Below are 24524 nucleotides of genomic sequence, written 5' to 3' on the forward strand. Positions count from 1 at the left end.
GTAATGAACCCCATAACCAAAGAAGCTTGCGTGAGGAGGCCCGCGTGTTCGACGGTCCCGAACCCATCTACGTGCAGATCGCCCAGATGATCCGCGCGCAGGTGCTCGCCGGTGAGCTCGCGGAGGAGGAGCAGGTCATGTCGACCACTCAGTTCGCCACGACGTTCCGCATCAACCCCGCCACCGCCGCCAAGGCCTTCGCCGGCCTGGTGGACGAGGGCGTCCTGTACAAGCGGCGCGGCCTGGGGATGTTCGTCGCCCCCGGGGCGCGCGAGCGGCTGCTGGACCAGCACCGCAAGGCGTATTTCGACGACGTGCTCGGCCCGGCGCTCGCGCAGGCCGACCTGCTCGGCATCCCGACCGACGACCTCGTCGCGTACGTCCTCGGCACCGGCCGCCGGAAGCCCGGCGGCCCCACGACCACCACGGAGGAGCCATGACCCCCGCACCCTTCGGCGCCCGTCTCGACGACGTCGTCGTCCGGTTCGGCAGCCAGCGCCGGATGACGGCGGCCGGCGCCACGTTCAAGGACGACGCCTCGACCGCCCTGGACGGGGCGAGCCTGCAGATCCGCCCGGGCGTGATCACCGGCCTGCTGGGCCGCAACGGCGCCGGCAAGTCGACCCTCCTGTCGCTGCTCGCGGCGTTCAACCGCCCCACGAGCGGTACGGTGCGTGTCGGGCCCGAGGGCTCGGGCGAGCTGTGGGAGAACCCGTGGGAGAACCCCTGGGTCACGTCGAACGTCCAGCTGGTGCGCGAGAGCGGCGACCTGCAGGACGAGGAGAAGGTCTCCGACTCGCTGAAGTACTACGCCGACCTGCGCCCGTACTGGGACGCCGAGCTCGCCGGGCGCCTGCTCGACCTGTTCGAGGTCGACCCGCGCAAGAAGCCCTCCGCTCTCTCCCGCGGCAAGCGCTCGGCCGTCGGCGCCACCATCGGCCTGGCGGCTCGCGCTCCGTTGACCATCCTCGACGAGGTCTACCTCGGCATGGACGCGCCGACGCGGTACGCGTTCTACGACGAGATCCTCACGGACTACGCCGAGCACCCGCGCACCATCCTGCTGTCCAGCCACCTGGTCGAGGAGGTCGAACGCCTCTTCGAGGACGTCGTCGTGCTGCACCGGGGCAAGGTTCTGCTGGCCGAGCCCGCGGAGCAGATGCAGGCGCGCGGCTTCAGCCTCACCGGCTCCGTGCGGGCCGTGGAGAAGATCGTCGGCGGACGCCGGGTGCTGCACCGTCAGCAGCTCGGTGCCACGGTGCAGGTCACGATCGAGGGCGCGCCCGCCGACGGTGAGGCGGCAGCGGCACGAGCAGCCGGCGTCGAGATCGGCTCGCTGCCTCTGCAGGACCTGTTCGTCCGGCTCACACAGCCCGGCGGCACCGACGAAGGCACGAGCCCGGTCGCGGAGCGGTCCGTCGGTGGGGCGGAGGCGGGACGATGACCGCCAGGACCACGATCGGCCGCCGCGAGCGCGACGCGTTCGCCGCCCACGCGCACGCCGCCGCCGTGCGGCGGGTCACCCGCACCGTGGCCGTCGCCATGCTCTTCGTCGGCTCGATGTTCTGGGGCGTGTACGCCCTGATCACGGTGGCGCTGCCGCTGGTCGTGAACGCCTCCGGCGGCGTGCTCGGCGGCGGGGCCATGACGGGAAACGAGTACGCGTCACGGTGGTTCGCCTTCTCGTTGGGCATCGTCATGATCACGGCCCTGGTCGTGAACCACCTCGCCGCAGGCGGCACCCGGCGGGCACTGCTGAGCGGCTCGATCCGTGCCGCGGCGGTCACCGGGGTCGTCTTCGGCGCCGCCGCCAGCGCACTGCTGATGGTGGAGCAGGCGATCTTCGGCGCGATGGGCTGGCAGTGGGACCAGCTGGGCAGCGCCCTCGGGACGCACAACACCTGGATCCTGGTGACCGCCGCCGCCGAGGCCCTCGCGGTCGTCGTCTACTCGCTGGTCGGGATGGCCGTGGCGGCGGGCTACTACACCGCCGGGGTCTGGCGCGGCACGCTCCTCGTCCTGCCCGGGCTCGTGCTGCTGATGCTCGCGGACGCGACCACCCGCACCGGTGCAGGCGACGACGCGCTCACCGCGTTGCTGGGCGACGCCATGCCGACGTCACCCGCGGTCGGGTTCGGCGCGGCGCTGGTCGTCCTCGCCCTGGCCGCCGGCTGGTTCTGGTGGCAGCTGCGCACCGTCACGCTGCGGCCGGCGAGGTGAGCGCCATGACCACCTCCCCGATCCGAGAGCTCCCCGCGACCGAGCGGGCGCAGGCGTCGCACCGCCCCGCGGTCCGGGTCGCCCGACGCCGGGTCGTGCGCTCGCTGCTCCTCTCCGGCGCCTGGTTCTGGGCGATCTGGACGGTGTTCGTCGCCGGGGTGCCGGCGGCGGTGGACCGCTGGGGCGGCGAGATGCCGGACCTCACCTACGACCTGGCGGGCGCACCGTCCCGCTGGGTGGCGTTCGCCGTCGGCGCGATCGTGTCGGGCAGCATGCTGCGCCTGCACGTCGCCGCGGGCGGGACGCGCGCCTCGGTCGTCGACGGCGTACTGCGGGCCGCCGCACTGGTCGGCCCGGCCTTCGGGGTGATGACCGTGCTGCTCACCCTCGGCGAGGAGCGCGTCTACGCCGCGCTCGACCTCCACTGGAAGGGCGGAGCCACACCGCTCCCGCTCGACACCGCCGCGGGGGTCGTCGTGACGGTCGTGGGCGAGGCGCTCGTCGTCGTGACGTACGCGCTCGCCGGCGTCGCCGTGGTCGCCGGGTTCCGGCGGTTCATCCACGTGCGCTGGGTGCTCTTCTTCCCGCCGCTGCTCGTCCTGCCGCTGCTCGTCCCGTGCGCGATCGCGGACCTCGCGACCCGTACCGGCCTGTTCGGCATCCCGTTGCGCGGCGGGTACGAGACCGTCCTCGTCGGCGCCGTCGGAACCGTGGTGGGCGGCCTCGCCGCGGCGGCCCTCGCGGCCGTCGTCGCGCACCGCCTGCTGCGCGACGTCCCCCTCCGTCCCTAGCCACCCGACCACCAGGCACCACCCGACCAGATTGGAGGCCTGCCATGGCCGATCCCATCGTGGAGGTATCCCACCTTCGCAAGACGTACGGCGAGAAGGTGGCCGTGGACGACGTGTCGTTCGCCGTCCGGCCCGGCGAGATCTTCGGCATCCTCGGCCCCAACGGGGCGGGGAAGACCACGACCGTCGAGACGCTGGCCGGCCTGCGGCAGGCGGACGGCGGCACCGTGCGCGTGCGCGGCATCGACACGCAGCGCGACCCGGTGGCCGTCAAGGACCTCCTGGGCGTCCAGCTCCAGGAGGCCACCCTGCACGACAAGATCACGGTGGGGGAGGCGCTGCGGTTGTTCGCCGGCTTCTACAGCGACCCGGCCGACCCGGACGAGCTCCTCCGACTGCTCGACCTCACCGAGCACGCCGACAGGCAGTTCGCGAAGCTGTCGGGCGGCCAGAAGCAACGGCTGTCCATCGCGCTCGCGCTCGTCGGCAACCCGGAGATCGCCATCCTCGACGAGCTCACCACCGGGCTCGACCCGCAGGCCCGCCGCGCCACCTGGGAGCTCGTGGAGCGCGTGCGCGCCACCGGCGTGACGATCCTGCTGGTCACGCACTTCATGGAGGAGGCGGAGCGGCTGTGCGACCGGCTCGTCGTCATCGACGCCGGCCGGGTCGTCGCCGAGGGGACCCCCGCCGAGCTGATCGACGGGCTGGAGGGCGGGCGCACCGTCGTCGTGCGGTTCGCGCCGCGGGACGTCGAGCGCGGGCGCCGCGAGCTCGCCGTGCTGGTCGACCGGGACCCCGAGGTCGAGGGCATGGCCGACGTCGACGGGTCCGACGTCGAGCTCGCGGTCACGGGCACCCGCCGGGTGCTGTTCTCCCTCGTCCCGGCGCTCGCCGCCGCCGACCTGGTGCCGGACGACGTCCGCACCGTCTCCCGGTCGCTCGAGGACGTGTTCCTCGCCGTCACCGGGCGCAGCTACGACCCCGAGTCCTCGAACCACCTCGTCACCGAAGGAGTGCCGTCATGACCACCGCCGTCGCCACCGCCCCCGTGCGGACGGCCCGCAGTCGCTGGAGCGGGTTCGGGCCCCTGCTGCGCATCGAGACCACCGTGTGGCTGCGCGACTTCGGGTCGGTGTTCTTCGGGATCCTCTTCCCGTCGGTCATCCTGCTCGGCGTCGGGTTCGCCATCCCCGGGATGCGGGACCCGATCACGGACGCCCCGCCGGACTCGCTCTGGTACGGGGTGTCGGCGATCGCGACCTTCCTGCCCACCGTGCTCGCCATGTCCGTCGGCACGCTCGCGGTCATGTCGCTGCCCGTCACGTTCGCGACCTTCCGCGACAAGGGGGTGCTGCGGCGGCTGTCCACGACGCCCATGCGCCCGCAGAGCCTCATCGTGGTGCACCTGGTCATCAACGTCGTCACCACGCTCGTCGGTGCGGCCCTCGCCCTCGTGGTGGCGCAGCTCGCGTTCGGCATCGTGCGCCCCACCCAGCTCGGCGTCGTCGCCCTCGCGTTCGTGCTGGGGATGCTGTCGATGTTCTCCCTCGGCATGCTGCTGTCCGCCGTGGTGAACAAGCCCTCGACGGCCAACGCGGTCGGGTCGCTGGTCTACTTCCCGCTGCTGTTCCTCGCGGGCCTGTGGACGCCGGGCCCGATCATGCCGGACTTCATCCGGCAGATCGGCCAGTTCAGCCCGATGGGCGCCGCGGCGCAGGCGATGGACACGGGCTGGTTCGGCGAGGGGTTCCCGCTGCTCCAGGTGGTCGTCATGGTCGTGTGGACGGCCGTGCTGCTCCCCCTCGCGGCCCGGCTCTTCCGCTGGACGTGACGACCGGTCGAGCCTGCCGGGGCCTGCGGGTCCCGGCCGGCTCGACGTGCGTACGGGAGTAAGGTCCCACCCCATGCGCAGAGTGGCTGAGCTCGCCGGGAAGTGGTTCGCGGTGCTCGTGGTGCTGGGCGGGGTGGCGGGGCTGCTGGCCCCGACCGCCCTCGCCCCCGTCGCGGAGCAGACGCCGTTGTTCCTCGGGATCATCATGTTCGGGATGGGGCTCACGCTGCGGGGCTCCGACTTCGGGCTCGTCGCGCGGCGGCCGTGGGCGGTGCTGCTCGGCGTGGTCGCGCAGTTCACGATCATGCCGCTGCTCGCCTGGGGGATCGGGCACCTGTTCGGGCTCGAGGGCGAGGCGATGATCGGCATGATCCTCGTCGGCGCCGCGCCCGGGGGCACGGCGTCCAACGTCATCGTCTACCTGGCCAAGGGCGACACCGCCCTGTCGGTGACGCTGACGTCGGTGTCCACGTTGCTGGCCCCGCTGCTCACCCCGGCCCTGGTGCTGTGGCTGGCGGGCTCGCAGCTCGACGTCACCTACGGCGCGCTCGTCACCTCCATCGTGCAGATCGTGCTCTTCCCGGTGCTGGCGGGCCTGCTGGTGCGGGCGTTCGCCGGCAGGATCGTGGAGCGGTACCTGCTGCCGTACCTGCCGCTCGTCTCCGTCGCGGGGATCGTCGTCATCGTCGCCGGGATCGTGGCCGCGAACGCCGACGCCGTGCTGAGCACGGGCATCCTGGTCGCCCTCGCCGTCATCCTGCACAACGCCCTCGGCCTGCTGCTCGGCTACGGCGCCGCGAGCCTGGCGCGGCTGGACGAGGGCTCTCGCCGCGCGGTGAGCGTCGAGGTCGGGATGCAGAACTCCGGCCTGGCGGCCAGCCTCGCCACCGACTACTTCACGCCCGCGGCCGCCCTTCCCGCGGCCCTGTTCTCGGTCTGGCACAACGTGTCCGGGTCGATCCTGGCGTCGTTCTGGGCGCGCCGTCCCGTGGCGACGGACGACCGGCGGGCTGCCGAGGACGCGCCTAGCCTGCACCCGTGAAGCCGTTCCTCTTCCTCGGCACCCGAGCCGAGGACGTCGCCGCCGACGGGGAGTACGACGCGGTGCTGCGCTACTCCGGGCTGACCGCCGCGTCCCTGCGCCGGGTCCGGCTCGAGCGGGAGCCCTTGCCGCCCGTCGACCTCGAGGGGCTCTCCGGCGTGATCGTCGGGGGAGGGCCGTTCAACTCCTCGGATCCGGAGGACGAGAAGTCCGCCGTGCAGCACCGCGTGGAGCGGGAGATGGCGGCCCTGCTCGACGAGCTGGTGGACCGCGACTTCCCGTTCCTCGGCGCCTGCTACGGCGTCGGGACGCTCGGCACGCACCAGGGCGGCGTCGTCGACCGCACGTACTCCGAGCCCGTAGGGCCCGCCGAGATCGAGCTGACCCCCGAGGGGCTCGCCGACCCGTTGCTGGCGGGGGTGCCCGCCCGGTTCACCGCCTACCTGGGCCACAAGGAGGCGGTGCGGGAGCTGCCGCCGTCGGCCACCCTGCTCGCCCGTTCCGCCGACGCCCCCGTGCAGATGTTCCGCGTGCGCCAGAACCTGTACGCCACCCAGTTCCACCCCGAGCTGGACCTGGCCGGCATCGAGCAGCGGGTCGAGGTGTACCGCACCTACGGGTACTTCCCGCCCGAGGAGGGCGACCGCATCGTCGCGCGCTCGCGCGAGCACCGCGTCACCGAGCCCATGCGCCTCCTGCGGAACTTCGTGACCCGCTACGCCCGCTGACCGCCCCGAGCACCTGTCAGCCCTGCGCACGGTCTTCCGTGCGCAGGGCCTGACAGGTTGCGGGCTCAGAAGGCTGTCAGGGTGAGCGCGCGGTCGACCGGGCGCTCACCCTGACAGGTCAGCCCTTCGTGCGGGGCGTGGTGACGTCCACCGTCATCACACCGTTCTTGCCGTTGACGGCCTTGACCTTGATCTTCGTGCCCGAGCCGGCGACGACCACCGACCCGGTCGGGTTGGCCTCGTCGTAGTAGGCGTTCGGGTCGGTGTCGTCGAAGACGTTCTCCGCCTTCTGCGACCACGTGCGCAGCGTCGTCATGCCCGCCGCGGTCTCCCGGTGCAGGGTGAACGCGTCGGACTTGCCGAGGCCGAACGTCGCGTCGAACGCCTGGATGCGGTTGCGCGCGAGGGTGCCGTCCGACCAGCGCAGCGCCTGCGCGTTCGCGTCGACGGGCAGGGCCTGCCCGCCGCCCGGGTGGTCCGAGGTGTTGTTGTCGCCGTAGAACGTGTTGACGTACCAGACCAGTAGGCCGTCCTGGTAGGGGTAGTGCTCCACGGTGTTCGGCTTCGAGGTGGCCCAGCCGAAGTTGTACGGGCCCGTCTGCAGGGTCTCGTCGTAGCCGGCGTACTGCCGGTTCTCCGCCACGTAGTAGTGCGAGAACTCGACCTCGTGCGTGCCGTCGGCCTTGATGACGCTGAAGCCGTCGCTCGTCCAGCCCTCGAACCCGTCGGAGAAGTCCTCGTCGAGGGCGTCACCCACGGCGACGTCGTCGACCAGGAACCCGAGCAGGTTCAGCCCGCCGTCGCTCTGGTAGCGGAACCGGAGCTGGGCGTCCTGGCCGGCGTAGTCGGCGAGGTCGGCGGTGAGGTCGACCCACGCCTTGCCCGAGTCGCCGGAGATGCCGCCGTTCGCGTCCTCGTCCGAGAGGTTCGTCGTGAGCGGCGTCCACGTGGAGCCGCCGTCGGTCGAGATGTCGGCGAAGGCGTGGTCGTAGCCCGGCTCGATCGCGTACTGCACCTTGGCGGTCAGCGAGGCGCCGTCGGGCACGGTGAACGACGGCGACGCGAGCGTGTAGTTCGCGTTGCTGCCCGTGCCGGAGTAGGCGAACTGGCCGTCGTGGGGCTCGACGCCGAGGTCGACGTCCTTCACCCCGTCGGGCAGGTTGACCACGACGGCCTGCGAGTTCGTCGTCGCGTGATAGGACGGGCCGAGCTTGACCGTGGCGCGCTCGCCCTGGTCGACCGTCTCGTAGTCCAGCCAGCCGAGGAACATCTTCTCCGTGGCGCCCATGTGGTTCGGCGTGGTGCCGATGGTGCCGTCGCCGTGGCCGAGCCAGGAGCCCGAGCTCATGAGGTTCCAGAACCCGGTGCCGTTCTCACCCTTGTTGGTGGTGTCGTAGTAGTCGGGCAGGCCGAGGTCGTGACCGAACTCGTGCGCGAAGACGCCGAGCCCGCCGTTCTCCGGCTCCGTCGTGTAGTCGCGGATCCACAGGTCGGAGTCGCCGATCTTGATGCCGCCGACCTTGGGGAACCCGGCGGGGCCGTTCGTGCCGAGCGGGTTGACCGCCCACCGGTGCGACCAGATGGCCGACTCCGGCGCACCGGCCTCCTCGCCCTCCCCGGCGTGGATCGCCTGGAAGTGGTCGATGTAGCCGTCGGGCTCGTCGAAGATCCCGTCACCGTCGATGTCGTAGCGGTCCCAGACGTCGAACGACTTCAGGTACTCGTCGATCTCCGCGGCGGACTTCCCCTGGGCGACCTGGTCGGCGTACCACGCGTCGGCGGCGTCCTGCACGAACCGCGTCATGTCGTCGTTCGACTCGGTCTGGCCGTACGACGCCGAGTTGAACGGCACGGTCACCCAGTCGGACACGTCGCCCTGCAGGTCGAAGCGCCCCGAGGACATCTCGTCGTAGACGCCGGCGAACGACTCGCCGTTCTGGTCCTCCAGCCCGGTGAAGAACATCTCCTCGTAGTGCTCCTGCGAGAAGTCGGGCTCCCAGTAGGTGGAGTTGTCGCTGCGGGTCGGCTCGGGGATCTCGTTGTGCACCGGGCCGGTGGCCGGTGCGTCGGGGAAGCGGGAGTCGGTCTTGTCCCCGAAGTCGACGAGGAAGGTCAGGAGCTGGGCCGTCTGCTCCGTCTCGTACTCGACCCACTGGTTCTTGCCGACCTTGACCGACTTCGACGTGTGGGCGCCCTTGCCCCGCGTCTGCACGGTGGCGTCACCCATGGCGACGCGGTCGACGGCCTCCTGCTTGAGCGCGGTGCGCTTCTCGGCCAGCGGGTCGGGACGGTCGTCCTTCTTGACGTGCGCGGCCGGGTCGTTCGGTGGGGCGTCGGACGCGGGCGCCGAGGACGCCGACGCGGCGAGGCCGGGCGCGAGGACGGCGGCGGTCAGCAGGGCTCCCGCTACGCCGAACGCGCTGGTGGTGCGTGCTCTCACGGTTTTCCTCCATGGGTGTCGGAGCGACCCGGCCGTGGGGGCCGGGCACCGTCGTGCCGGGGCGCGTCGGTGCGCCGGGGCAAACTGTGGCGGGGCACACATAACCACTTCCAGGTTTCACCCGCGAGACGAACAGAGCACGTGCCGCCGACCAGGAGGAACGGGAGGAACGGGGGTCAGCGCACGAAGTACGGGGCTCCGGAGCCGGCCGCCAACCAGCCGAGCGCGTGGCCCAGGCGCTCCGCGGACGAGGGCGCGAGATCCGTCGGGACGTCGTCCGGGGCGAACCACGCGACGTCCGTGGACTCGTCGTCGGCGACGTGCGCCCGTGCGACGGCGGCCGGGTTCGCGGCCCGGCACAGGAAGCACAGGTCGAGGTACTGCGAGCGGTCCCCGTTCGGGTAGTCGACCGGCGGGGTGACGGTGACCGCCACGAGCGCGTCGACCACGACGTCGACGCCGGTCTCCTCGAGCACCTCGCGGGCCAGCCCGACGGCCGGGTCCTCGCCCGGCTCGAGGATGCCGGACACCACGGCCCACAGGCCGTTGTCCGCCCGGCGGCCGAGGAGCAGCCGGCCGTCGTCGTCGAGCACGACGGCGGAGACGCCCGGCAGCCACAGCAGGTCGTGGCCCACGTGGGCGCGCAGGGCGGCGACGAAGTCGGGGACCGGCATGACGCCGACCCTACGGCGGACCGCCGCCCGCCGCCCAGGGCCGTGGCGTGGGCGTGGTCAGGCGACGAGCGACTGGCCGCCGTCGACGAACACCTCGGTGCCGGTCACGTGGCTCGCGGCGTCCGACACGAGGTAGGCGATGGTCGCCGCGACCTGCGCGGCCACGCCCGGCTCCTCGCCCGTGAGCGGGATCTGCCCCGCGGGGAACTCGGCGGGCACGCCGAGTCCCTCGGTGTGGCGCTGCTCGGTGTTGTCGTCGATCTCGGTGTCGATCGCGCCCGGGCACACGGAGTTGACGCGCACCCCGCGCGGCCCGAGCTCGACGGCGGCCATGCGGGCGAACGCCACCTGGCCGGCCTTGCTGGTCGCGTAGGCCGAGGCGCCGGAGTTGCTGAACGTGCGGGTCCCGTTGATCGACGAGACCACGACGACGGCGCCGCCCTGCCGCACGAGCAGCGGCACCGCGAACCGCACGGTGTGGAACGTGCCGGTGAGGTTGGTGGCGATCGTGTCGGACCACTCCTGCGGCGTCAGCTCCTCGAGCGGGGCCCAGACGCCGTTCACGCCGGCGTTGGCCACGACGACGTCCAGCCGGCCGAGCTCCCGTTCGATCCGGGCCACCACGTCGTGCACCGCACGCGCGTCCGCGACGTCGGCCGACACGGGCAGCACCGCGCCGCCGTCGCGCCGGATCTCGTCGGCCACGTCCTCGGCGCTCTCCTGCCGGTGCCCCAGCGCGACCACGGTGGCTCCCTCGCGGGCGAGGAGCACCGCCGTCGCGCGCCCGATCCCCGACCCCGCGCCCGTGACCAGCGCGACCTTGCCCTCGAGACCCTGCATCGTCCCCACCCCTCGGTGCTCGACCGTCCGACCGTCCCTGACGTTAGGGACGGGCCGGGATGCTCGCGCGGCGGTCGTGGCGCGGGGGCCGGGCGGTGTGCCGCCCGACCGGATGGTGGACGCGGGTGGACGGACGGGGGAGGTGCGACGTACCGTCGTCGCCGTGGACATCCGTTGGTATTGGCGCTTTACGCCGGCTCCGGTAGGGGCTCGGCGGGCTGACGCCTGACCGACACCACTTCCACCGGAGCCAGCACAGGGCCTGGGACGCACCGCGCGTCCGGGCCCTTCGTCGTCAGACGGGCCGCTCCGGTCGGGCATGGACCACGGTTCGAGCAGACGCCGCGACGACGACGCCGAGCCCCGCCTCCCGACCGCCCCGCCGCCGACACCCCAGGAGCCCCACGATGAGCACCGCCACCAGCGCCACCGCCTCCGGCCGTACCGACACCGCCGCGCCGTCCGAACCCGGCCGGCCGCATACTGACCTGATGGCAGAGACCTCCGACCTGCGGGTCCGCGCGCTCGACCCGCTGCCCGCCCCCGGTGTCATGCGGGCGGAGCTGCCGCTCGGCACCCCCCGCAGCGACCTCGTCACGACGTCGCGCCGCGAGGTGCGTGACGTGCTGCGCGGCGAGGACGACCGGCTGCTCGTCATCGTCGGCCCGTGCTCCGTGCACGACCCGGCGGCCGCGCTCGACTACGCCCGCCGCCTGGCGCCGGTGGCGCGCGAGCTGTCCGACGACCTGGTCGTCGTGATGCGGGTGTACTTCGAGAAGCCGCGCACCACGGTGGGCTGGAAGGGCCTCATCAACGACCCGCACCTGGACGGCTCCCACGACGTGCACCACGGCCTGCGCCTGGCGCGCGAGGTGCTGCTGGGCGTGCTCGACGCGGGCGTGCCCGCCGCGTGCGAGTTCCTCGAGCCCACCAGCCCGCAGTACATCGCCGACGCGGTGACGTGGGGCGCGATCGGCGCGCGCAACGCGGAGTCGCAGGTGCACCGCCAGCTCGCGTCGGGGCTGTCGATGCCGGTGGGGTTCAAGAACGCGACGGACGGCGACGTGCAGATCGCCGTGGACGGGTGCATCACGGCGGCGAGCGAGCACACCTTCTTCGGGGCGGACGCGCAGGGGCGCGCGGCCGCGGTCGAGACGACCGGCAACCCCGACTGCCACGTCATCCTGCGCGGCGGGCGCGGCGGCCCGAACTACTCCGAGAAGGACGTGGCGGACGCCCTGGCGGTGGCGCGCACGTCCGGCCTCGGCGGGGCCGTGGAGGCCGGCGTCGTGGTGGACGCCTCGCACGGCAACTCCGGCAAGGACCACGTGCGCCAGGCCGAGGTCGTGCGCGAGCTCGCGGAGCGGGTCGCCGAGGGCGACCGGGACGTCACCGGTCTGATGATGGAGAGCTTCCTCGTGGCGGGCGCGCAGAAGCCGGGCCCGCTCGAGGGGCTCGTCTACGGCCAGTCCGTCACCGACAAGTGCCTCGACTGGGACACGACGGCCGAGCTGCTCGGCACCCTCGCCGCCGCCGTGCGCGCGCGGCGCGAGGCCTGACAGTGGCGTCGGCGTAGCTCTGGTGCCGACGTAGTTCCTGGTGATGGTTCAGCGCCGGGAACCGTCACCAGAAACTACGTCGACGGCGGATGCCGCTCACGACCAGCCGTCGGCGGCCTGCACCCACGGGCCGACGCGCACCTCGGCGCCGTCGAGCACGTCCAGCTCGGCGGGGCCGGCGTCCGGGTACTCGGGCGTGAGGGGCACGGGCTCGGCGCCCGGGACGGCGACGACGTCCACCGTCGTGGTCACGTCCGGGTCGTTCGCCGTCGACATGGCGCGCCACTGCACGGTGGCGAGCGCTCGCTCGCCCGCCGGGACGACGACGCGGCCCGCGACGACGCCGGGCGCGGACGGCTCGGTCGTGACGTCGTCCTGCGGCTCACCGCCGGCGTCGCGGAACGTCAGGTCGGGGACGCCGTCCAGGGCGCACGGGCGGTCGGAGACGTTCTCCGCGTGCACGGCGAGGAACCGGCCGCCGGCCGCGGCGTCGGGGGTGCCGAGCGTGAGACGCAGGTCGGCGCCCGTGCAGGCCGGGGCGCCGGCGTCGGCCGGCCAGGGGTCGACACCGGCGGGCAGCGGCACGGTGTGCTCCTCGGGCGCGGGTGGCGCCGCCGCCGCGACCCAGCCGTCGACGCGCTCGGCGTAGCCGGGCTCCCACAGCGTGTACGCGATGGTCGCCTCGTCCGTCGTGCGCCGGGCGTCGTCGTCGAGCCAGCGGGTGAGGGCGTCCGACTCGGGCGACGTCACGGGCCCGGCCAGCCGGACCTGGAGGCCCAGGACGACGCCGCCTGGCACGACCACGTCCTGGGGTACCTGAGCGCTCACGGACACCGACGCGACCCCCGGCCGCTCGGCTGTCTCGGCCGAGAGTCGCGCCACCGCGGGGTCGGGCACCCGGCCGGAGGTGTCGTACTGCAGGGTGCCGTCGGTCGTGCGCAGCGACGCGGCGATCTCCTGCTCGGCGGCGGGCCGTGCCACCCGCACCAGCCCCTCCCCGTCGGCCGCGTCCGCGCTGGCGCCGCTCACCGTCGTCGCGCCCGCGTCGCGGAGGACGACGGCGTCCGCGACGGACGACGCGTCGCCGTCCTCGGCCACCCGCGCCGTGAGGGGGTAGACCTCGACGCCCCCCACGGCCCGCGGCTCGCCGGCGTGCACCGTCGTGGTGCGGGTCAGCGTGCGCACCCCGTCGACCCGCGCCGCCGCGACCACGTCGTCCGCCCGGGCGGCGGCCGCGCTCGCCTCCCCGGGGGTGAGGGCGTCGTCGAGCACCACGTCGACGCTCACGTGGGCGGCGTCGCCGTCCTTCGCGTCGCGGAGCGTGACCTCGTAGCCGACCACCTCGGCGGAGACGACGCCGGGCACGTCCGCGGCCTCGTGCGCCGCCGCCCGCAGCGCGTCCGGTACGGGGTCCCACGGCCGCCACAGGACGACGAGGGTCGCGAGCGCCGCGGTCACGGCCAGGGCGGTCACCAGCGCGAACACGCGTCCTCGGGTCACGACGGGAGCGTGCCAGACGCGCGGCCGGGACGAGCGGCGGACCTGGGCGTGCTTGGTGCAGATGCTGCGCCCTCCCGCATGAGAGCCCCCTCATGGTCGCCTCATCCGTGACTCAGGCAACCTCCGCAGGGTTGCCAGGGTGAGACACACAGCAGCCGTCGAGAGACCGGCCCGCCGCCGGGTCGCGTTCTACTCCCACGACACCCAGGGCCTCGGCCACGTGCGGCGCACCTCGCTGCTGGCGCGGGCGGTGGTGGGGGCGGACCCCGACGTCGACGTCCTCCTCCTGTCCGGGGCACGGGAGGCGACGAGCCTGCCGCTGCCGGAGCGGACCGAGGTCGTCACCCTGCCGCGCGTCGGCAAGCACCCCGAGCACGGCTACGGGCCGCGCACGTGGGGCGGGACGCTCGACGACGTGGTCGGCGTCCGCGCGGGGGTGCTCGACGGCGCGCTCGCCGCCTTCCGGCCCGACGTGCTGGTCGTCGACAAGGTGCCGCTCGGCGTCGGCGGCGAGCTGCTGCCCGCCCTGCGCCGGCTGCGCGCGCAGGGCGGCACCGCGTGCGTGCTCGGGCTGCGCGACGTGCTCGACACCCCCGAGGTCGCCGTCCGCGAGTGGCGCGAGCAGCGCAGCACGTCCGTGATCGAGCGGTTCTTCGACGAGGTCTGGGTGTACGGCGACGCGCGCGTCTACGACCCGCTCACCGAGTACGCGCTGCCCGGCCACGTGGCCGCCCGCACGGTGTTCACCGGCTACCTCGGTCGCGGTCGCACGACGGTGTCGCCGGTCGTGGCGGGGGACGTGCCGTACGTCCTCTGCCTGGTCGGCGGCGGGCAGGACGGCGCGGCGCTCGCGGAGGCGTTCGCGGCCGCGCCCCTGCCCGCGGGCCACCGGGGCGTGCTCGTCACCGGGCCGTACCTGCCGGAGGCGACGCGCGACCGGCTGCACGCCGGGGCCGTCGGCCGCGACGACCTCGAGGTGCACGCGTTCGTGCCCGACGTCGTCCCGCTGGTCGAGGGCTCCGCGGCGGTCGTGACCATGGGCGGCTACAACTCCGTGTGCGAGCTGCTGGCGTCGGGCCGGCCCGGCCTCGTCGTGCCGCGCACGCACCCGCGCGCCGAGCAGCTCGTGCGGGCCTGTCGGCTCGCCGACCTCGGGCTGCTCGACGTGCTCGTCGGCGCCATCACCCCCGAGCGGGTGGGCGCCTGGCTCGCCCGCGCCGCCGCCGGCGAGACGCTCCGGCGCTCCGAGGTCGACGTCGACCTCGACGGCCTGGCGCGCGTCCCGGAGCTCGTCGACCGGCTCGTCCACACGGCCGCCCGTCCGACGGCGACCACCCCGTGCCCGCAGGACCAGCAGGAGGAGGAGCACCGTGCCACGGCCTGAGACCACCCCCATGACTCCCTCGACGACACCGACCCCGCGCGTCGGCTACGTCACCAAGATGTACCCGCGGTTCTCGGAGACGTTCATCGTCAACGAGGTGCGCGGCCTGGAGCGGCGCGGCGTCGAGATCGAGATCTTCTCGCTCCGCGCCCCCGTCGACACGCGGTTCCACGCGGCGTTGGCGGACGTCGCCGCGCCGGTGCGGTACGTGCCCCGCGCACCCCGTGCGGCCGACGCGTGGTCGGCCCTCGCGGCCGCCCACGACCGGCTCGACCTGCGCGCGCTGCCCGCCGCCACCCTCGCGGACCTGCTCGGCGCCGACCCGGAGGACGCCGTCCAGGCGCTGTGGGTCGCGACCGCCGCGCACGACGCCGGGCTCACCCACCTGCACGCGCACTTCGGGTCCGTCGCGACGACGGTCGCGCAACTCGCCGCCGCTGTCCTCGGCATCGGCTACACGTTCACCGCCCATGCGAAGGACATCTTCCACGAGTCCGTGGACCCCGCCGACCTGCGGGTCAAGCTCGCCGACGCGCGCGCCGTCGTGACCGTGAGCGACCACAACCTCGCCTACCTGCGCGACACCTACGGGCCGGCCGCGGACGCCGTGGTGCGCGTGTACAACGGCCTCGACCTGGACGAGTACGCCCGCGCGTCGACGCCGCGGCGGCCCCGTCACGTGTGCGCCGTCGGGCGGCTCGTGGAGAAGAAGGGCTTCGGCGACCTCCTGGACGCGCTCGCCCTCCTCGTGGCCGACGGCCGCGACGTGCACCTCGACCTCGTCGGCTCCGGGCCGCAGGAGGCGGAGCTGCGCGACCGCGCCGCCGCGCTCGGCCTGCTGCGGGAGGGCGCGGAGCACGTGACGTTCCACGGCCCGCTGCCGCAGGACCGGGTGCGGGACGTCGTCGCCCGCGCCGCCGTCTTCGCCGCGCCGTGCGTGCTCGGCGCGGACGGCAACCGCGACGGCCTGCCCACGGTCCTGCTGGAGGCGATGGCCCTCGGCACCCCCGTCGTCTCGACGCCCGTCACGGGCATCCCCGAGGCGGTGCGCGACGGCGAGACCGGCCGGCTCGTGCCGCCCGGCGACGCCCCGGCGCTCGCCGCGGCGCTCCGCGCGCTGCTCGACGACCCGGACGAGGCGCGCCGCCTCGCCGACGGCGCCCGCGCGCTGATCGAGGCCGAGTTCGACGTCGTCGGCACGTCCCGGCGCCTGCTGGACGTGCTGGAGACCGCGGCGGCCCCCGCCGCGGAGAGGAGGGCGGCATGAGGGTCGCGTACGTGAGCTCCGACCCGGGCGTCCCGGTGTTCGGCCGCAAGGGCTCGTCCGTGCACGTGCAGGCCGTGCTGCGCGAGCTGGTGCGCGCCGGCGCCGAGGTGCACGTCGTCACGACGCGCCCCGGCGGCGACGTGCCCGCCGACCTCGCCGACGTCGTCGTGCACCGCCTCCCGGTGGCGCCGACGGGCTCCACCGCGGGACGCGAGCGTGCCCTGCAGGACGCGGACGCCCTGGTCGCCGACGTCCTGGACGCGCTGCACGGGAGGGCCGGGGTCGACCTGGTCTACGAGCGCTACTCCCTCTGGGGGACGGCGGCCACCGCCTGGTCACGCGACGCGGGCGTGCCGAGCGTGCTGGAGGTGAACGCGCCCCTCGTCGCCGAGCAGCGCACCCACCGTGAGCTGGCCGACGAGGCCGGTGCCGAGCGCTGCGCCCGCGCGGCCGTCGGCGCGGCGACGGCGGTCGTCGCGGTGAGCGGGCCGGTCGCCGCCTGGGCGGCCGACCGCGCCGGCGCGCACCCGGAGAAGGTCCACGTGCTGTCGAACGGAGTGGACACCGGGCGGATCGTCCCGGCCGCGGACCGGTGCGGGGGCCGTCGCGACCTGTCGGACTCTTCGCGCGGACGCGTTCACGGGCGCCAGGGCGCCCTCCACTTCGGGAGGGATACGTCCGCGCGAAGAGTCCGACAGGACGCGACGCCGTTGACGGTGCTGTTCGTCGGCACCCTCAAGCCGTGGCACGGGCTGGACGTGCTCGTCGACGCGTTCGCCGTGGTCCGGGGCCGAGTCCCCGACGCGCGGCTGCTGCTGGTCGGCGACGGCCCCGAGCGCGAGGCCGTCCTCGCCCGGGCGGAGGCCCTCGGGGTGGCCGACGCCGTGGAGCACGCGGGCGCCGTGGCGCCGTCCGACGTGCCGGCGCTGCTGCACCGCGCCGACGTCGCCGTGGCGCCCTACCCGCCGCTCGACGACTTCTACTTCTCGCCGCTGAAGGTCTACGAGTACCTCGCGGCCGGGCTGCCCGTCGTCGCGAGTGCCGTCGGGGAGCTGCCCGACGCGCTGGAGCACGGGGCCGCTGGCGCGCTCGTGCCGCCCGGGGACGCCGCCGCGCTGGCCGACGCGCTCGTCGCCCTCGCGCACGACGACGACCGCCGCGCCGCGCTCGCCGCGCGGGCGCGGGAGGTCGCCGTCGAGCGGCACGACTGGTCCGTGGTGGTACGGCGGGCGCTCGGGTTCGCCGGGGTGCGGCTGCCCGAGCACGCGGGGGCCCGTCATGGCTGACACGACGGCGGGCGTCGGCGCCGGGAACCGCTACAAGCCGCGCTCGGTGCGTGAGGCCGGGCGCTCGTTCCGCCGCTTCTGGCCGCACCTGCGCCACCACGTGCGGCCCGAGCGCCGGCTGTTCGTGCTGGGCAGCCTGGCGATGCTCGCCGAGGTGGGGATGCGGCTGCTGGAGCCGTGGCCGCTGAAGTACGTGGTGGACGGCATCGTGGCCGCCACGGGGTCGACGGCGGCCGGCCCGGAGCCCGCGAACCTGCCCGCACTGATCCTGCTCGCGTCGGGGTCGCTGCTCGTGATCGTGCTGCTGCGCGCCGGTGCGGCGTACGCGTCCACCGTCTGCTTCTCCCTGGCGGGCAACCGCGTGCTCACGGGGGTGCGCGCGGACGTGTTCGCGCACCTGCAGCGGCTGTCCCTGCGCTTCCACGACGGGTCGACGACGGGCGACCTCGTCACCCGGCTCACCAGCGACGTCACGCGCCTCAAGGAGGTGTCGGTGACGGCGATGCTGCCCATGATCGGCAACGTCGTGACGCTCGTGGGCATGGTGGTCGTGGTCGCGGTGCTCGACCCGCTGCTGGCGCTCGTCATGGTGATCGTGCTTCCCGTCTTCCTGCTCACCAGCGCGCGGCTGTCCCGCACCATCCGGAAGGTGTCGCGCGACCAGCGCAAGGCCGAGGGGCACCTCGCGTCGCTCGCCACGGAGACGCTGGGCGCCGTGAAGGTCGTGCAGGCGTACGCGCTGGAGGACCGGATGGGCGGGCGGTTCGCGCGCTCCAACTCGTCGTCGCTGCGCGAGGGGGTGCGGGCCAAGCGGCTGTCCGCCGGGCTGGAGCGCTCCACCGACGTGCTCGTGGGCATCGCCACCGCCGTCGTGCTGTTCGTCGGCGCACAGCGGGTGCTCGACGGCGCGCTGACCCCGGGCGAGCTCACCGTGTTCCTCACGTACCTCAAGGCGGCGTTCAAGCCGATGCGGGACATCGCGAAGTACACCGGCCGCATCGCGCAGGCCGGGGCGTCGGGGGAGCGGGTCGTCGAGGTGCTGGAGAGCCGGCCCGAGGTGACCGATGCGAGCTGGGCGCGGCCGATCGGGCGGGCGCTGGGAGACGTGCGGTTCGAGGGCGTCTGGTTCGCCTACGTGCCGGGCCATCCCGTGCTGCGAGGGCTCGACCTGGCCGTGCGGCCGGGGGAGCGGGTCGCGGTCGTGGGCGCGTCGGGGGCCGGGAAGTCGAGCCTGGTCTCGCTGATCTCCCGCCTGCGCGACCCCGACGCGGGCGTGGTCCGGATCGACGGTCACGACCTGCGCAACCTCACGCTCGACAGCGTGCGCCGCTCTGTCGCCGTCGTGCTGCAGGAGAGCGTGCTGTTCCACGGCACGGTCCGGGAGAACATCACCGCCGCCGTGCCCGACGCCACGGACGAGCAGGTGGAGCGTGCCGCACGCGTGGCGGGGGCGCACGACTTCGTCCTCGCGCTGCCGGACGGTTACGACACCGTCGTGGGGGAGCGGGGCGGCACCCTGTCCGGCGGTCAGCGCCAGCGGATCGCCATCGCCCGCGCGGCGATGCTCGACGCCCCCGTGGTGGTGCTCGACGAGGCCCTCACCGGCCTGGACGAGCAGACGGAGCACGAGGTCGTCGACGCCCTCGGCCGACTGACCCGCGGCCGCACCACGTTCGTCATCACCCACGACCTGGACGCCGCACGCGACTGCGAGCGCGTGGTGCGGCTCGACGGCGGCCGCGTGGTCGCGTCCGGCCCGCCGTCGGTCGTGCTCGGCGACGGCCCCGACCTGCCCCCGGCGCCCGCGGCGCCGCGCACCCCGGAGGAGGTGGCGTCCCGTGGCGCCTGACCTGACGCTCGACCGTGCCCGCCCGGCGACCGCGCGCCAGGTCGCGGCCGCCGACCCCGCGATCCCCGCGCTGGGCGACGTCCTCGACCTCGACCGGCTGACGGCGCGCCTCGCGGACGCCACGGGAGCACCGGGCACCGTCTCGCTGCCGTACCTGCGGTACAAGCCCGGCACCAGCGTCGTGCTGTCGTGCCGGTGGACGGGCGGGGTCGCCGGCCGCCCGCGCGACCTCCTGGTGCGCGCCTACGCCGCCGGGTCGCGCGGCAAGCTGGACAAGGGCCTCGACCCGCGCCGGCCGGGCGAGGTGCTGCTGCTCGACCGGGAGGCCGGGCTGGTCGTCACCGACTGGGCCGCTGACCGGCAGCTCCCCGCGGCGCGCGACGCCGCGGACCTCGCGGCCGACGTCGTGGGCCGGCCCGCCGACCCGCGGCTGCTGCGGCACAACCCCGAGCGTCGCGCGGTGCTGTACGCCCGCGGCCCGCGCGGCGAGGCCTTGCTGCGGCTGGTGCGGCCGGACGCCGTCGCGCCCGCCGTCCGGGGGTACGTGCTGCTGGGGGCGGTGGCGGACGGGAACCACCTCTCCGCGCCGCGGCTGCGCGCCGTCGACGCCGACCGGGGCGTCGTCGTCACCGACTGGGTGCCGGGCCGTTCGCTCGACCGGCTCGACGCGGCGGGCACGCTCGACGACGCTGCGCTCCGCGAGGTCGGCGCGCTCGCGGCTGCGCTGCACGGTGCGCGCCCCGCGGGAGCAGGCATCCCCCCGCGCCCGGACGGCGCCGTCCCCGTGCACGGCGACCTGTCTCTGGACCAGCTCGTGCGGACCCCGGGCGGCGGGCTCGCCCTCGTCGACGGCGACGCCGCCCGCTGGGGCCGACCCGCCGACGACCTCGGGTCGCTCGCGGGCGCGCTCGTGCGGGCGCACGGCGAGGTCGACGCCGCCGCGGCACGGCTGGCGGCGGTGCTGGACGGGTACGCCGGGGCCGGGGCGGGGCCGGTCGCGGAGGCCGAGCTGCGCGCCGCCGTCGTCGAGCACCTGCGGCGCCGTGCCGGCGAGCCGTTCCGGCGGCTGGAGGACGGCTGGGCGGCGACGTCCGCCGCGCTCCGGGAGCTCGCCGACGACCTCGCCGACGGCCGGGGCGGCGCGCTGGGAGCCGCGATGACGGCCGGACGGCGCCGCGGCATCCCGCTCGCCGCGGTCCGGCCCGGACGGTCGCGGGCGCCGTCCGCCCTGGGGGAGCCCGCGGTCCCCGACGGCCCCCGGATCCGCACCGCGCCCGTCGCCGAGGCGCTGGCCGACGCGCTCGCGGCCCAGGGGCATGCCCTGCGCGCCGTGCTGCCGCGGACGGCCGACCGGCTGCTGGTGGTCGGCACCGACCGCGACGGCGCCGTGCTGGCCGGGCGCTGGGACGCCGGGCCGGTCACGCCACCCGCCCGCGGGGCGGGGGTGCGCACCGGCGGGGACCCCGCCCACGCACGCGGGCCCGTGCCGGTCGCGGGCGGAGCCCTCGTGCTCCAGCCCGACGGCGCGGACCCGCGTCTGCCCGGCCTGGCCGCCCGCGTCCGCGCGGGAGCGACGCTCGTCGCGCACCGCTCCGGCCGGCGCGGCGTCGTCCGCGAACCTGCCGGCACCTACACCAAGGTGACGCGCCCCGGCCGCGAGCCCGCGGACGTCGCCGTGCCGCCGGCGGCGTTCGCCACCCCGGAGGTCCAGGACCGCGGCGAGGGGTTCGTCACCACCGTGCCGCTGCCCGGGCGCACGCTGCACGAGCTGCTGCGCGACCCGGCCACGCCGGACACCCTGCTCGCCGCCGCGGGAGAGACCATCGGCCGCGGGCTGCGGCGGCTCCAGGCGGCACCGCCCCCGGACGTCGCGGAGCACGACGCCGCGGCCGAGGTCGGTGTCGTCGCCCGCTGGTGGGGGCTCGCCGTCGCGCACGGCGCGACGTCCGCGGCGGACGCGGAGGCCGTCGTCCGGCGGGTGCGCGTCGCGCTCGCCGCCGCCCCCGCGGCGCCCGCCGTGCTCACGCACCGCGACCTGCACGACAAGCAGCTGCTCGTGCACGTCGAGGGTCACGCCGGGGACGGCGACGGCGTCCGAGCGGGCCTGCTCGACCTGGACCTCGCCGCCCTCGCGCACCCCGCGCTCGACCTGGCCAACCTGATCGTGCACCTCGAGCTGCGTGCGCACCAGGGCGTGTGCCCGCCCGAGCGTGCCGCCCTGGTGGCGTCCGCCGTCGTCGACGGCTACCGCCCCGAGCCCGACGGCGCGGCGCTCCACGCCTTCGCCGTCGCCGCCCGCGCGCGCCTGGCCGCGGTGTACGCGTTCCGGCCGGCGCCCCGGGACGTGCCCGGCGCGCTCCTGACCGACCTCGACCGGCCCCTGCCGTTCGAGCCCACCCTGCTCACCCTGGAGGACCGATGACGCACCCCGCCCCGACCACCACCGCCGCCACCGTCAACACCGCCGTCCCCGACGTCGCCGTCGAGCCGGCCACCGCGCCGGGCGCGTCCGCGACCACCCGGGTGACCGTGATCGGCACGGGCTACCTGGGCGCCACGCACGCCGCGTGCCTGGCCGAGCTGGGCTACGACGTGCTCGGCCTGGACACCGACCCCGCGAAGATCGCCGACCTCGCGGCGGGCCGCCTGCCGTTCTACGAGCCGGGGCTGGCGGAGCTCGTCGAGCGCCACACGGCCTCCGGGCGGCTGCGGTTCACGACCGACCCGGCCGAGGCGGCCGGGTTCGCCGACCTGCACTTCGTGTGCGTCGGGACGCCGCAGCGCCGGGACTCGATGGCGGCGGACACGGGCCACGTCACCGCCGCGGTGGCCGCGCTCGTGCCGCACCTGCGCGGGGACGCGCTGCTCGTCGGCAAGTCCACGGTCCCTGTGGGCACCGCCGCCGGGCTCCAGGCGCTCGCGGACGGCCTCGCGCCCGCCGGCGTCGAGGTGGGCGTCGCGTGGAACCCGGAGTTCCTGCGCGAGGGGCGCGCGGTCGAGGACACGCTGCGCCCCGACCGGATCGTCGTCGGCGTCACGGACCCGCGGCACGAGAAGGCGCTCCGTGAGCTGTACGCCCCCGTGGTCGACGCCGGTGTGCCGTTCCTCGTCACCGACCTCGCCACGTCCGAGCTGGTCAAGGTGGCCGCGAACGCGTTCCTCGCCACGAAGATCTCGTTCGCCAACGCGATCGCCGAGCTGTGCGACGCGGCCGGCGGCGACGTCGTCGCGCTCACCGGCGCCATCGGGTACGACGCCCGCATCGGGCACCAGTTCCTCAACGCCGGCCTCGGCTTCGGCGGCGGCTGCCTGCCCAAGGACATCCGCGCGCTCATGGCCCGCGCCGGCGAGCTCGGCGTCGACCAGGCGCTGACGTTCCTGCGCGAGGTCGACGCCATCAACATGCGGCGCCGGTCGCGGGCCGTCGCGCTGGCGGTGGAGGAGTGCGGCGGCAGCGTGCTGGGGCGGCGCATCGCCGTCCTGGGTGCGGCGTTCAAGCCGGGCACCGACGACGTGCGCGACTCGCCCGCGCTCAACGTCGCCGCCCAGCTGCAGCTGCAGGGCGCGCACGTGCGCGTGCACGACCCGCGCGCCAACGCCACCGCGGCGCGGACGTTCCCCACGCTCGGCTACGCGGACACCGTCGAGGACGCCGTCACCGGCGCCGACCTGGTGCTGCACCTCACCGAGTGGCAGGAGTTCCGCGACCTCGACCCGGCGGCGCTCGAGCCTGCGCGCCGCGTCGTCGTCGACGGCCGCAACGCGCTCGACGTCGACCGGTGGGTCGCCGCCGGGTGGCGGGTGCGTGCCCTCGGCCGCCCCGCCGTCGGTCCGGCGGTCAGCCCGTGAACGCCTCCAGCTCGGCGCGGGGCACCTGGCGGCGGGAGCGGATGAGCTCCTCGACATCGTCCATGCGGTCCCAGACGTTGACGGCCATTCCGGCCTGCACCTCGCCGTCACGCAGCCAGAACGCGACGAGCTCGCGGTCGGCGGTGGAGCCGGAGATCACCACCTCGGTGTCGCCGGCGCGCGGGTCGACGAAGCCCTTGTACTCCATGCCGACGTCGTACTGGTCGCTGAAGAAGTACGGGAGGACGTCGTAGGTGGCGTCGTCGCCGAGCATCGCGCGGCCGGCGTGCGCGCCGGTGTCCTGCGCGACGGCCCAGTGCTCCACGCGCAGCGGGCGGCCGTAGTGCGGCGACGGGACGGAGGCGATGTCGCCGGCGGCGAAGACGTCGGGGGCGGAGGTGCGCAGGGTGCCGTCCACCGCGATCCCGCCGCCGAGGTCGCGCGAGCGCAGCTCGATCCCGGCGGCCGACGCGATGCCGACGTTGGGCGTCACCCCCACGCCCATCACGACGAAGTCGGCCTCGAGGCGGGTGCCGTCGGCCAGCTCCACCCCCTTGACCCGGCCGGACTCGCCCGTGAACGCGACGACGTCGCCACGGTGGCGCAGCACGCCCCGGTCGTCGTGCAGCCGCCCGTACAGGGCCCCGAGCTCCGGGCCCAGCGTGGCCTGCAGGGGGTGCTCGGTCTGGCCCACGAGGCACACGTCGAGGCCGAGCATCCGCGCCGACGCCGCCACCTCGGTGCCGATCCAGCCGTCGCCGACGACGACGACCTTGCCCTCGCCCTCGAGCGACGCGGGCAGCAGGAGCCCGGCGAGCAGGTCCGCGTCGTCGACCGTGCGCAGGGTGTGCACGCCGATGAGGCTCCGCCCGACCACCTGGAGCGCGCGGGGCGTGGAGCCGGTCGCGAGCAGCAGCTTCGAGTAGCCGAGGGTCGAGCCGTCGGCGAACGTCACCTCGTGGTCCCCGGGGGCGAGGTCCACGACCGTGGAGAGCGTGCGCAGGTCGATGCCGTGGTCGTCCCACCAGCCGGCCCGCAGCGGGTAGATGACGTCGGGCTCCGCCTGCCCCCGCAGGTAGTCCTTCGACAGCGGCGGGCGCTCGTACGGCCGGTGGCCCTCGGAGGTGACGACGACGAGGTCGACGTCCGGGTCCTGCTCTCGCACGGCCTCGACGGCCCGGGCTGCCGCCAGCCCCCCTCCGACGACGACGACAGGTGCGGTGGACGACGCAGGCATGGTGACTCCTGACCAGCGGGGACG

20 protein-coding genes are annotated in these 24524 nt (G+C 74.9%); 15 read left to right on the forward strand and 5 right to left on the reverse strand.

The window, feature by feature from the left end; genetic code table 11:
- The first annotated feature begins 44 nt into the window (after positions 1-44).
- From ACH436_RS06290 to ACH436_RS06325, 8 genes are all read left to right on the forward strand, one after another.
- The gene (locus ACH436_RS06290) at positions 45-440 is read left to right on the forward strand and encodes a GntR family transcriptional regulator (protein ID WP_430559340.1); all 396 of its coding nucleotides are present in this window, start codon (positions 45-47) and stop codon (positions 438-440) included.
- Entirely contained in the window at positions 437-1444 is a 1008-nt protein-coding gene (locus ACH436_RS06295) for an ATP-binding cassette domain-containing protein (protein WP_430559341.1), read from the forward strand. Before ACH436_RS06290 ends, ACH436_RS06295 begins: the two co-directional genes overlap by 4 nt.
- Positions 1441-2220, forward strand: coding sequence for a hypothetical protein (locus ACH436_RS06300; RefSeq protein ID WP_430559342.1), 780 nt, complete (start codon positions 1441-1443; stop codon positions 2218-2220). Before ACH436_RS06295 ends, ACH436_RS06300 begins: the two co-directional genes overlap by 4 nt.
- A 5-nt stretch (positions 2221-2225) precedes the next feature.
- Positions 2226-3011 (forward strand): hypothetical protein, encoded by a 786-nt coding sequence (locus tag ACH436_RS06305; RefSeq protein ID WP_430559343.1) that lies wholly within the window; start codon positions 2226-2228, stop codon positions 3009-3011.
- Between the two features lie 44 nt (positions 3012-3055).
- On the forward strand, positions 3056-4039 hold the full coding sequence (locus ACH436_RS06310) for an ABC transporter ATP-binding protein (protein ID WP_430559344.1): 984 nt from the start codon (positions 3056-3058) through the stop codon (positions 4037-4039).
- Positions 4036-4845 (forward strand): ABC transporter permease, encoded by an 810-nt coding sequence (locus ACH436_RS06315; protein ID WP_430559345.1) that lies wholly within the window; start codon positions 4036-4038, stop codon positions 4843-4845. The genes ACH436_RS06310 and ACH436_RS06315 overlap by 4 nt, the downstream gene beginning before the upstream one ends.
- Before the next feature lie 73 nt (positions 4846-4918).
- Positions 4919-5887, forward strand: a complete 969-nt coding sequence (locus tag ACH436_RS06320; RefSeq protein ID WP_430559346.1) for a bile acid:sodium symporter family protein — start codon at positions 4919-4921, stop codon at positions 5885-5887.
- Entirely contained in the window at positions 5884-6615 is a 732-nt protein-coding gene (locus ACH436_RS06325) for a glutamine amidotransferase (RefSeq protein WP_430559347.1), read from the forward strand. The genes ACH436_RS06320 and ACH436_RS06325 overlap by 4 nt, the downstream gene beginning before the upstream one ends.
- 118 nt (positions 6616-6733) lie before the next feature.
- Here the strand turns inward: ACH436_RS06325 and ACH436_RS06330 are convergent, their stop codons facing one another.
- The 3 genes from ACH436_RS06330 to ACH436_RS06340 form a co-directional block, all read right to left on the reverse strand.
- On the reverse strand, positions 6734-9055 hold the full coding sequence (locus ACH436_RS06330; protein WP_430559348.1) for an immune inhibitor A domain-containing protein: 2322 nt from the start codon (positions 9053-9055) through the stop codon (positions 6734-6736).
- 176 nt (positions 9056-9231) lie between these two features.
- Complete coding sequence (locus ACH436_RS06335) at positions 9232-9729, reverse strand: NUDIX hydrolase (RefSeq protein ID WP_430559349.1); 498 nt, start codon at positions 9727-9729, stop codon at positions 9232-9234.
- Positions 9730-9786: 57 nt separating this feature from the next.
- Positions 9787-10569, reverse strand: coding sequence for an SDR family oxidoreductase (locus ACH436_RS06340; protein ID WP_430559350.1), 783 nt, complete (start codon positions 10567-10569; stop codon positions 9787-9789).
- 491 nt (positions 10570-11060) lie between these two features.
- Between ACH436_RS06340 and ACH436_RS06345 the strand changes: the two genes are divergently transcribed.
- Positions 11061-12128, forward strand: a complete 1068-nt coding sequence (locus tag ACH436_RS06345) for a 3-deoxy-7-phosphoheptulonate synthase (protein ID WP_430559351.1) — start codon at positions 11061-11063, stop codon at positions 12126-12128.
- Positions 12129-12224: 96 nt separating this feature from the next.
- Here the strand turns inward: ACH436_RS06345 and ACH436_RS06350 are convergent, their stop codons facing one another.
- Entirely contained in the window at positions 12225-13628 is a 1404-nt protein-coding gene (locus tag ACH436_RS06350) for a DUF4232 domain-containing protein (protein WP_430559352.1), read from the reverse strand.
- Between the two features lie 139 nt (positions 13629-13767).
- On the opposite strand from ACH436_RS06350, the gene ACH436_RS06355 reads away from it, so the two are divergent.
- The 6 genes from ACH436_RS06355 to ACH436_RS06380 are packed head-to-tail and all read left to right on the forward strand — an operon-like array spanning position 13768 to position 23263.
- On the forward strand, positions 13768-15012 hold the full coding sequence (locus ACH436_RS06355) for a glycosyltransferase family protein (RefSeq protein WP_430559353.1): 1245 nt from the start codon (positions 13768-13770) through the stop codon (positions 15010-15012).
- Positions 14999-16279, forward strand: a complete 1281-nt coding sequence (locus tag ACH436_RS06360) for a glycosyltransferase (RefSeq protein WP_430559354.1) — start codon at positions 14999-15001, stop codon at positions 16277-16279. The genes ACH436_RS06355 and ACH436_RS06360 overlap by 14 nt, the downstream gene beginning before the upstream one ends.
- Complete coding sequence (locus ACH436_RS06365; RefSeq protein WP_430559355.1) at positions 16276-17565, forward strand: glycosyltransferase; 1290 nt, start codon at positions 16276-16278, stop codon at positions 17563-17565. The genes ACH436_RS06360 and ACH436_RS06365 overlap by 4 nt, the downstream gene beginning before the upstream one ends.
- Positions 17558-19414: an ABC transporter ATP-binding protein gene (locus ACH436_RS06370; RefSeq protein WP_430559356.1), complete on the forward strand. Its 1857-nt coding sequence runs from the start codon at positions 17558-17560 to the stop codon at positions 19412-19414. Before ACH436_RS06365 ends, ACH436_RS06370 begins: the two co-directional genes overlap by 8 nt.
- Positions 19404-21836 (forward strand): phosphotransferase, encoded by a 2433-nt coding sequence (locus ACH436_RS06375; RefSeq protein ID WP_430559357.1) that lies wholly within the window; start codon positions 19404-19406, stop codon positions 21834-21836. The genes ACH436_RS06370 and ACH436_RS06375 overlap by 11 nt, the downstream gene beginning before the upstream one ends.
- Positions 21833-23263 carry a UDP-glucose dehydrogenase family protein gene (locus ACH436_RS06380; protein ID WP_430559358.1) on the forward strand — a complete coding sequence of 477 codons (1431 nt, stop codon included), beginning with the start codon at positions 21833-21835 and terminating at the stop codon, positions 23261-23263. The genes ACH436_RS06375 and ACH436_RS06380 overlap by 4 nt, the downstream gene beginning before the upstream one ends.
- Here ACH436_RS06380 and ACH436_RS06385 read toward each other — a convergent pair.
- The gene (locus ACH436_RS06385; RefSeq protein ID WP_430559359.1) at positions 23253-24500 is read right to left on the reverse strand and encodes an NAD(P)/FAD-dependent oxidoreductase; all 1248 of its coding nucleotides are present in this window, start codon (positions 24498-24500) and stop codon (positions 23253-23255) included. The genes ACH436_RS06380 and ACH436_RS06385 overlap by 11 nt on opposite strands.
- Positions 24501-24524 lie beyond the last annotated feature (24 nt).

Source organism: Isoptericola sp. NPDC019693 (genome assembly GCF_044389085.1).
Lineage (GTDB): Bacteria > Actinomycetota > Actinomycetes > Actinomycetales > Cellulomonadaceae > Isoptericola.

Bases quoted from the DNA above. Each gene is read 5' to 3' on its own strand.
- ACH436_RS06320 (WP_430559346.1), top strand. From the start codon at position 4,919: ATGCGCAGAGTGGCTGAGCTCGCCGGGAAGTGGTTCGCGGTGCTCGTG.
- ACH436_RS06315 (WP_430559345.1), top strand. From the start codon at position 4,036: ATGACCACCGCCGTCGCCACCGCCCCCGTGCGGACGGCCCGCAGTCGC.
- ACH436_RS06345 (WP_430559351.1), top strand. From the start codon at position 11,061: ATGGCAGAGACCTCCGACCTGCGGGTCCGCGCGCTCGACCCGCTGCCC.
- ACH436_RS06295 (WP_430559341.1), top strand. From the start codon at position 437: ATGACCCCCGCACCCTTCGGCGCCCGTCTCGACGACGTCGTCGTCCGG.
- ACH436_RS06370 (WP_430559356.1), top strand. From the start codon at position 17,558: ATGGCTGACACGACGGCGGGCGTCGGCGCCGGGAACCGCTACAAGCCG.
- ACH436_RS06380 (WP_430559358.1), top strand. From the start codon at position 21,833: ATGACGCACCCCGCCCCGACCACCACCGCCGCCACCGTCAACACCGCC.
- ACH436_RS06335 (WP_430559349.1), bottom strand. From the start codon at position 9,729: ATGCCGGTCCCCGACTTCGTCGCCGCCCTGCGCGCCCACGTGGGCCAC.
- ACH436_RS06365 (WP_430559355.1), top strand. From the start codon at position 16,276: ATGAGGGTCGCGTACGTGAGCTCCGACCCGGGCGTCCCGGTGTTCGGC.
- ACH436_RS06340 (WP_430559350.1), bottom strand. From the start codon at position 10,569: ATGCAGGGTCTCGAGGGCAAGGTCGCGCTGGTCACGGGCGCGGGGTCG.
- ACH436_RS06385 (WP_430559359.1), bottom strand. From the start codon at position 24,500: ATGCCTGCGTCGTCCACCGCACCTGTCGTCGTCGTCGGAGGGGGGCTG.
- ACH436_RS06310 (WP_430559344.1), top strand. From the start codon at position 3,056: ATGGCCGATCCCATCGTGGAGGTATCCCACCTTCGCAAGACGTACGGC.
- ACH436_RS06300 (WP_430559342.1), top strand. From the start codon at position 1,441: ATGACCGCCAGGACCACGATCGGCCGCCGCGAGCGCGACGCGTTCGCC.
- ACH436_RS06305 (WP_430559343.1), top strand. From the start codon at position 2,226: ATGACCACCTCCCCGATCCGAGAGCTCCCCGCGACCGAGCGGGCGCAG.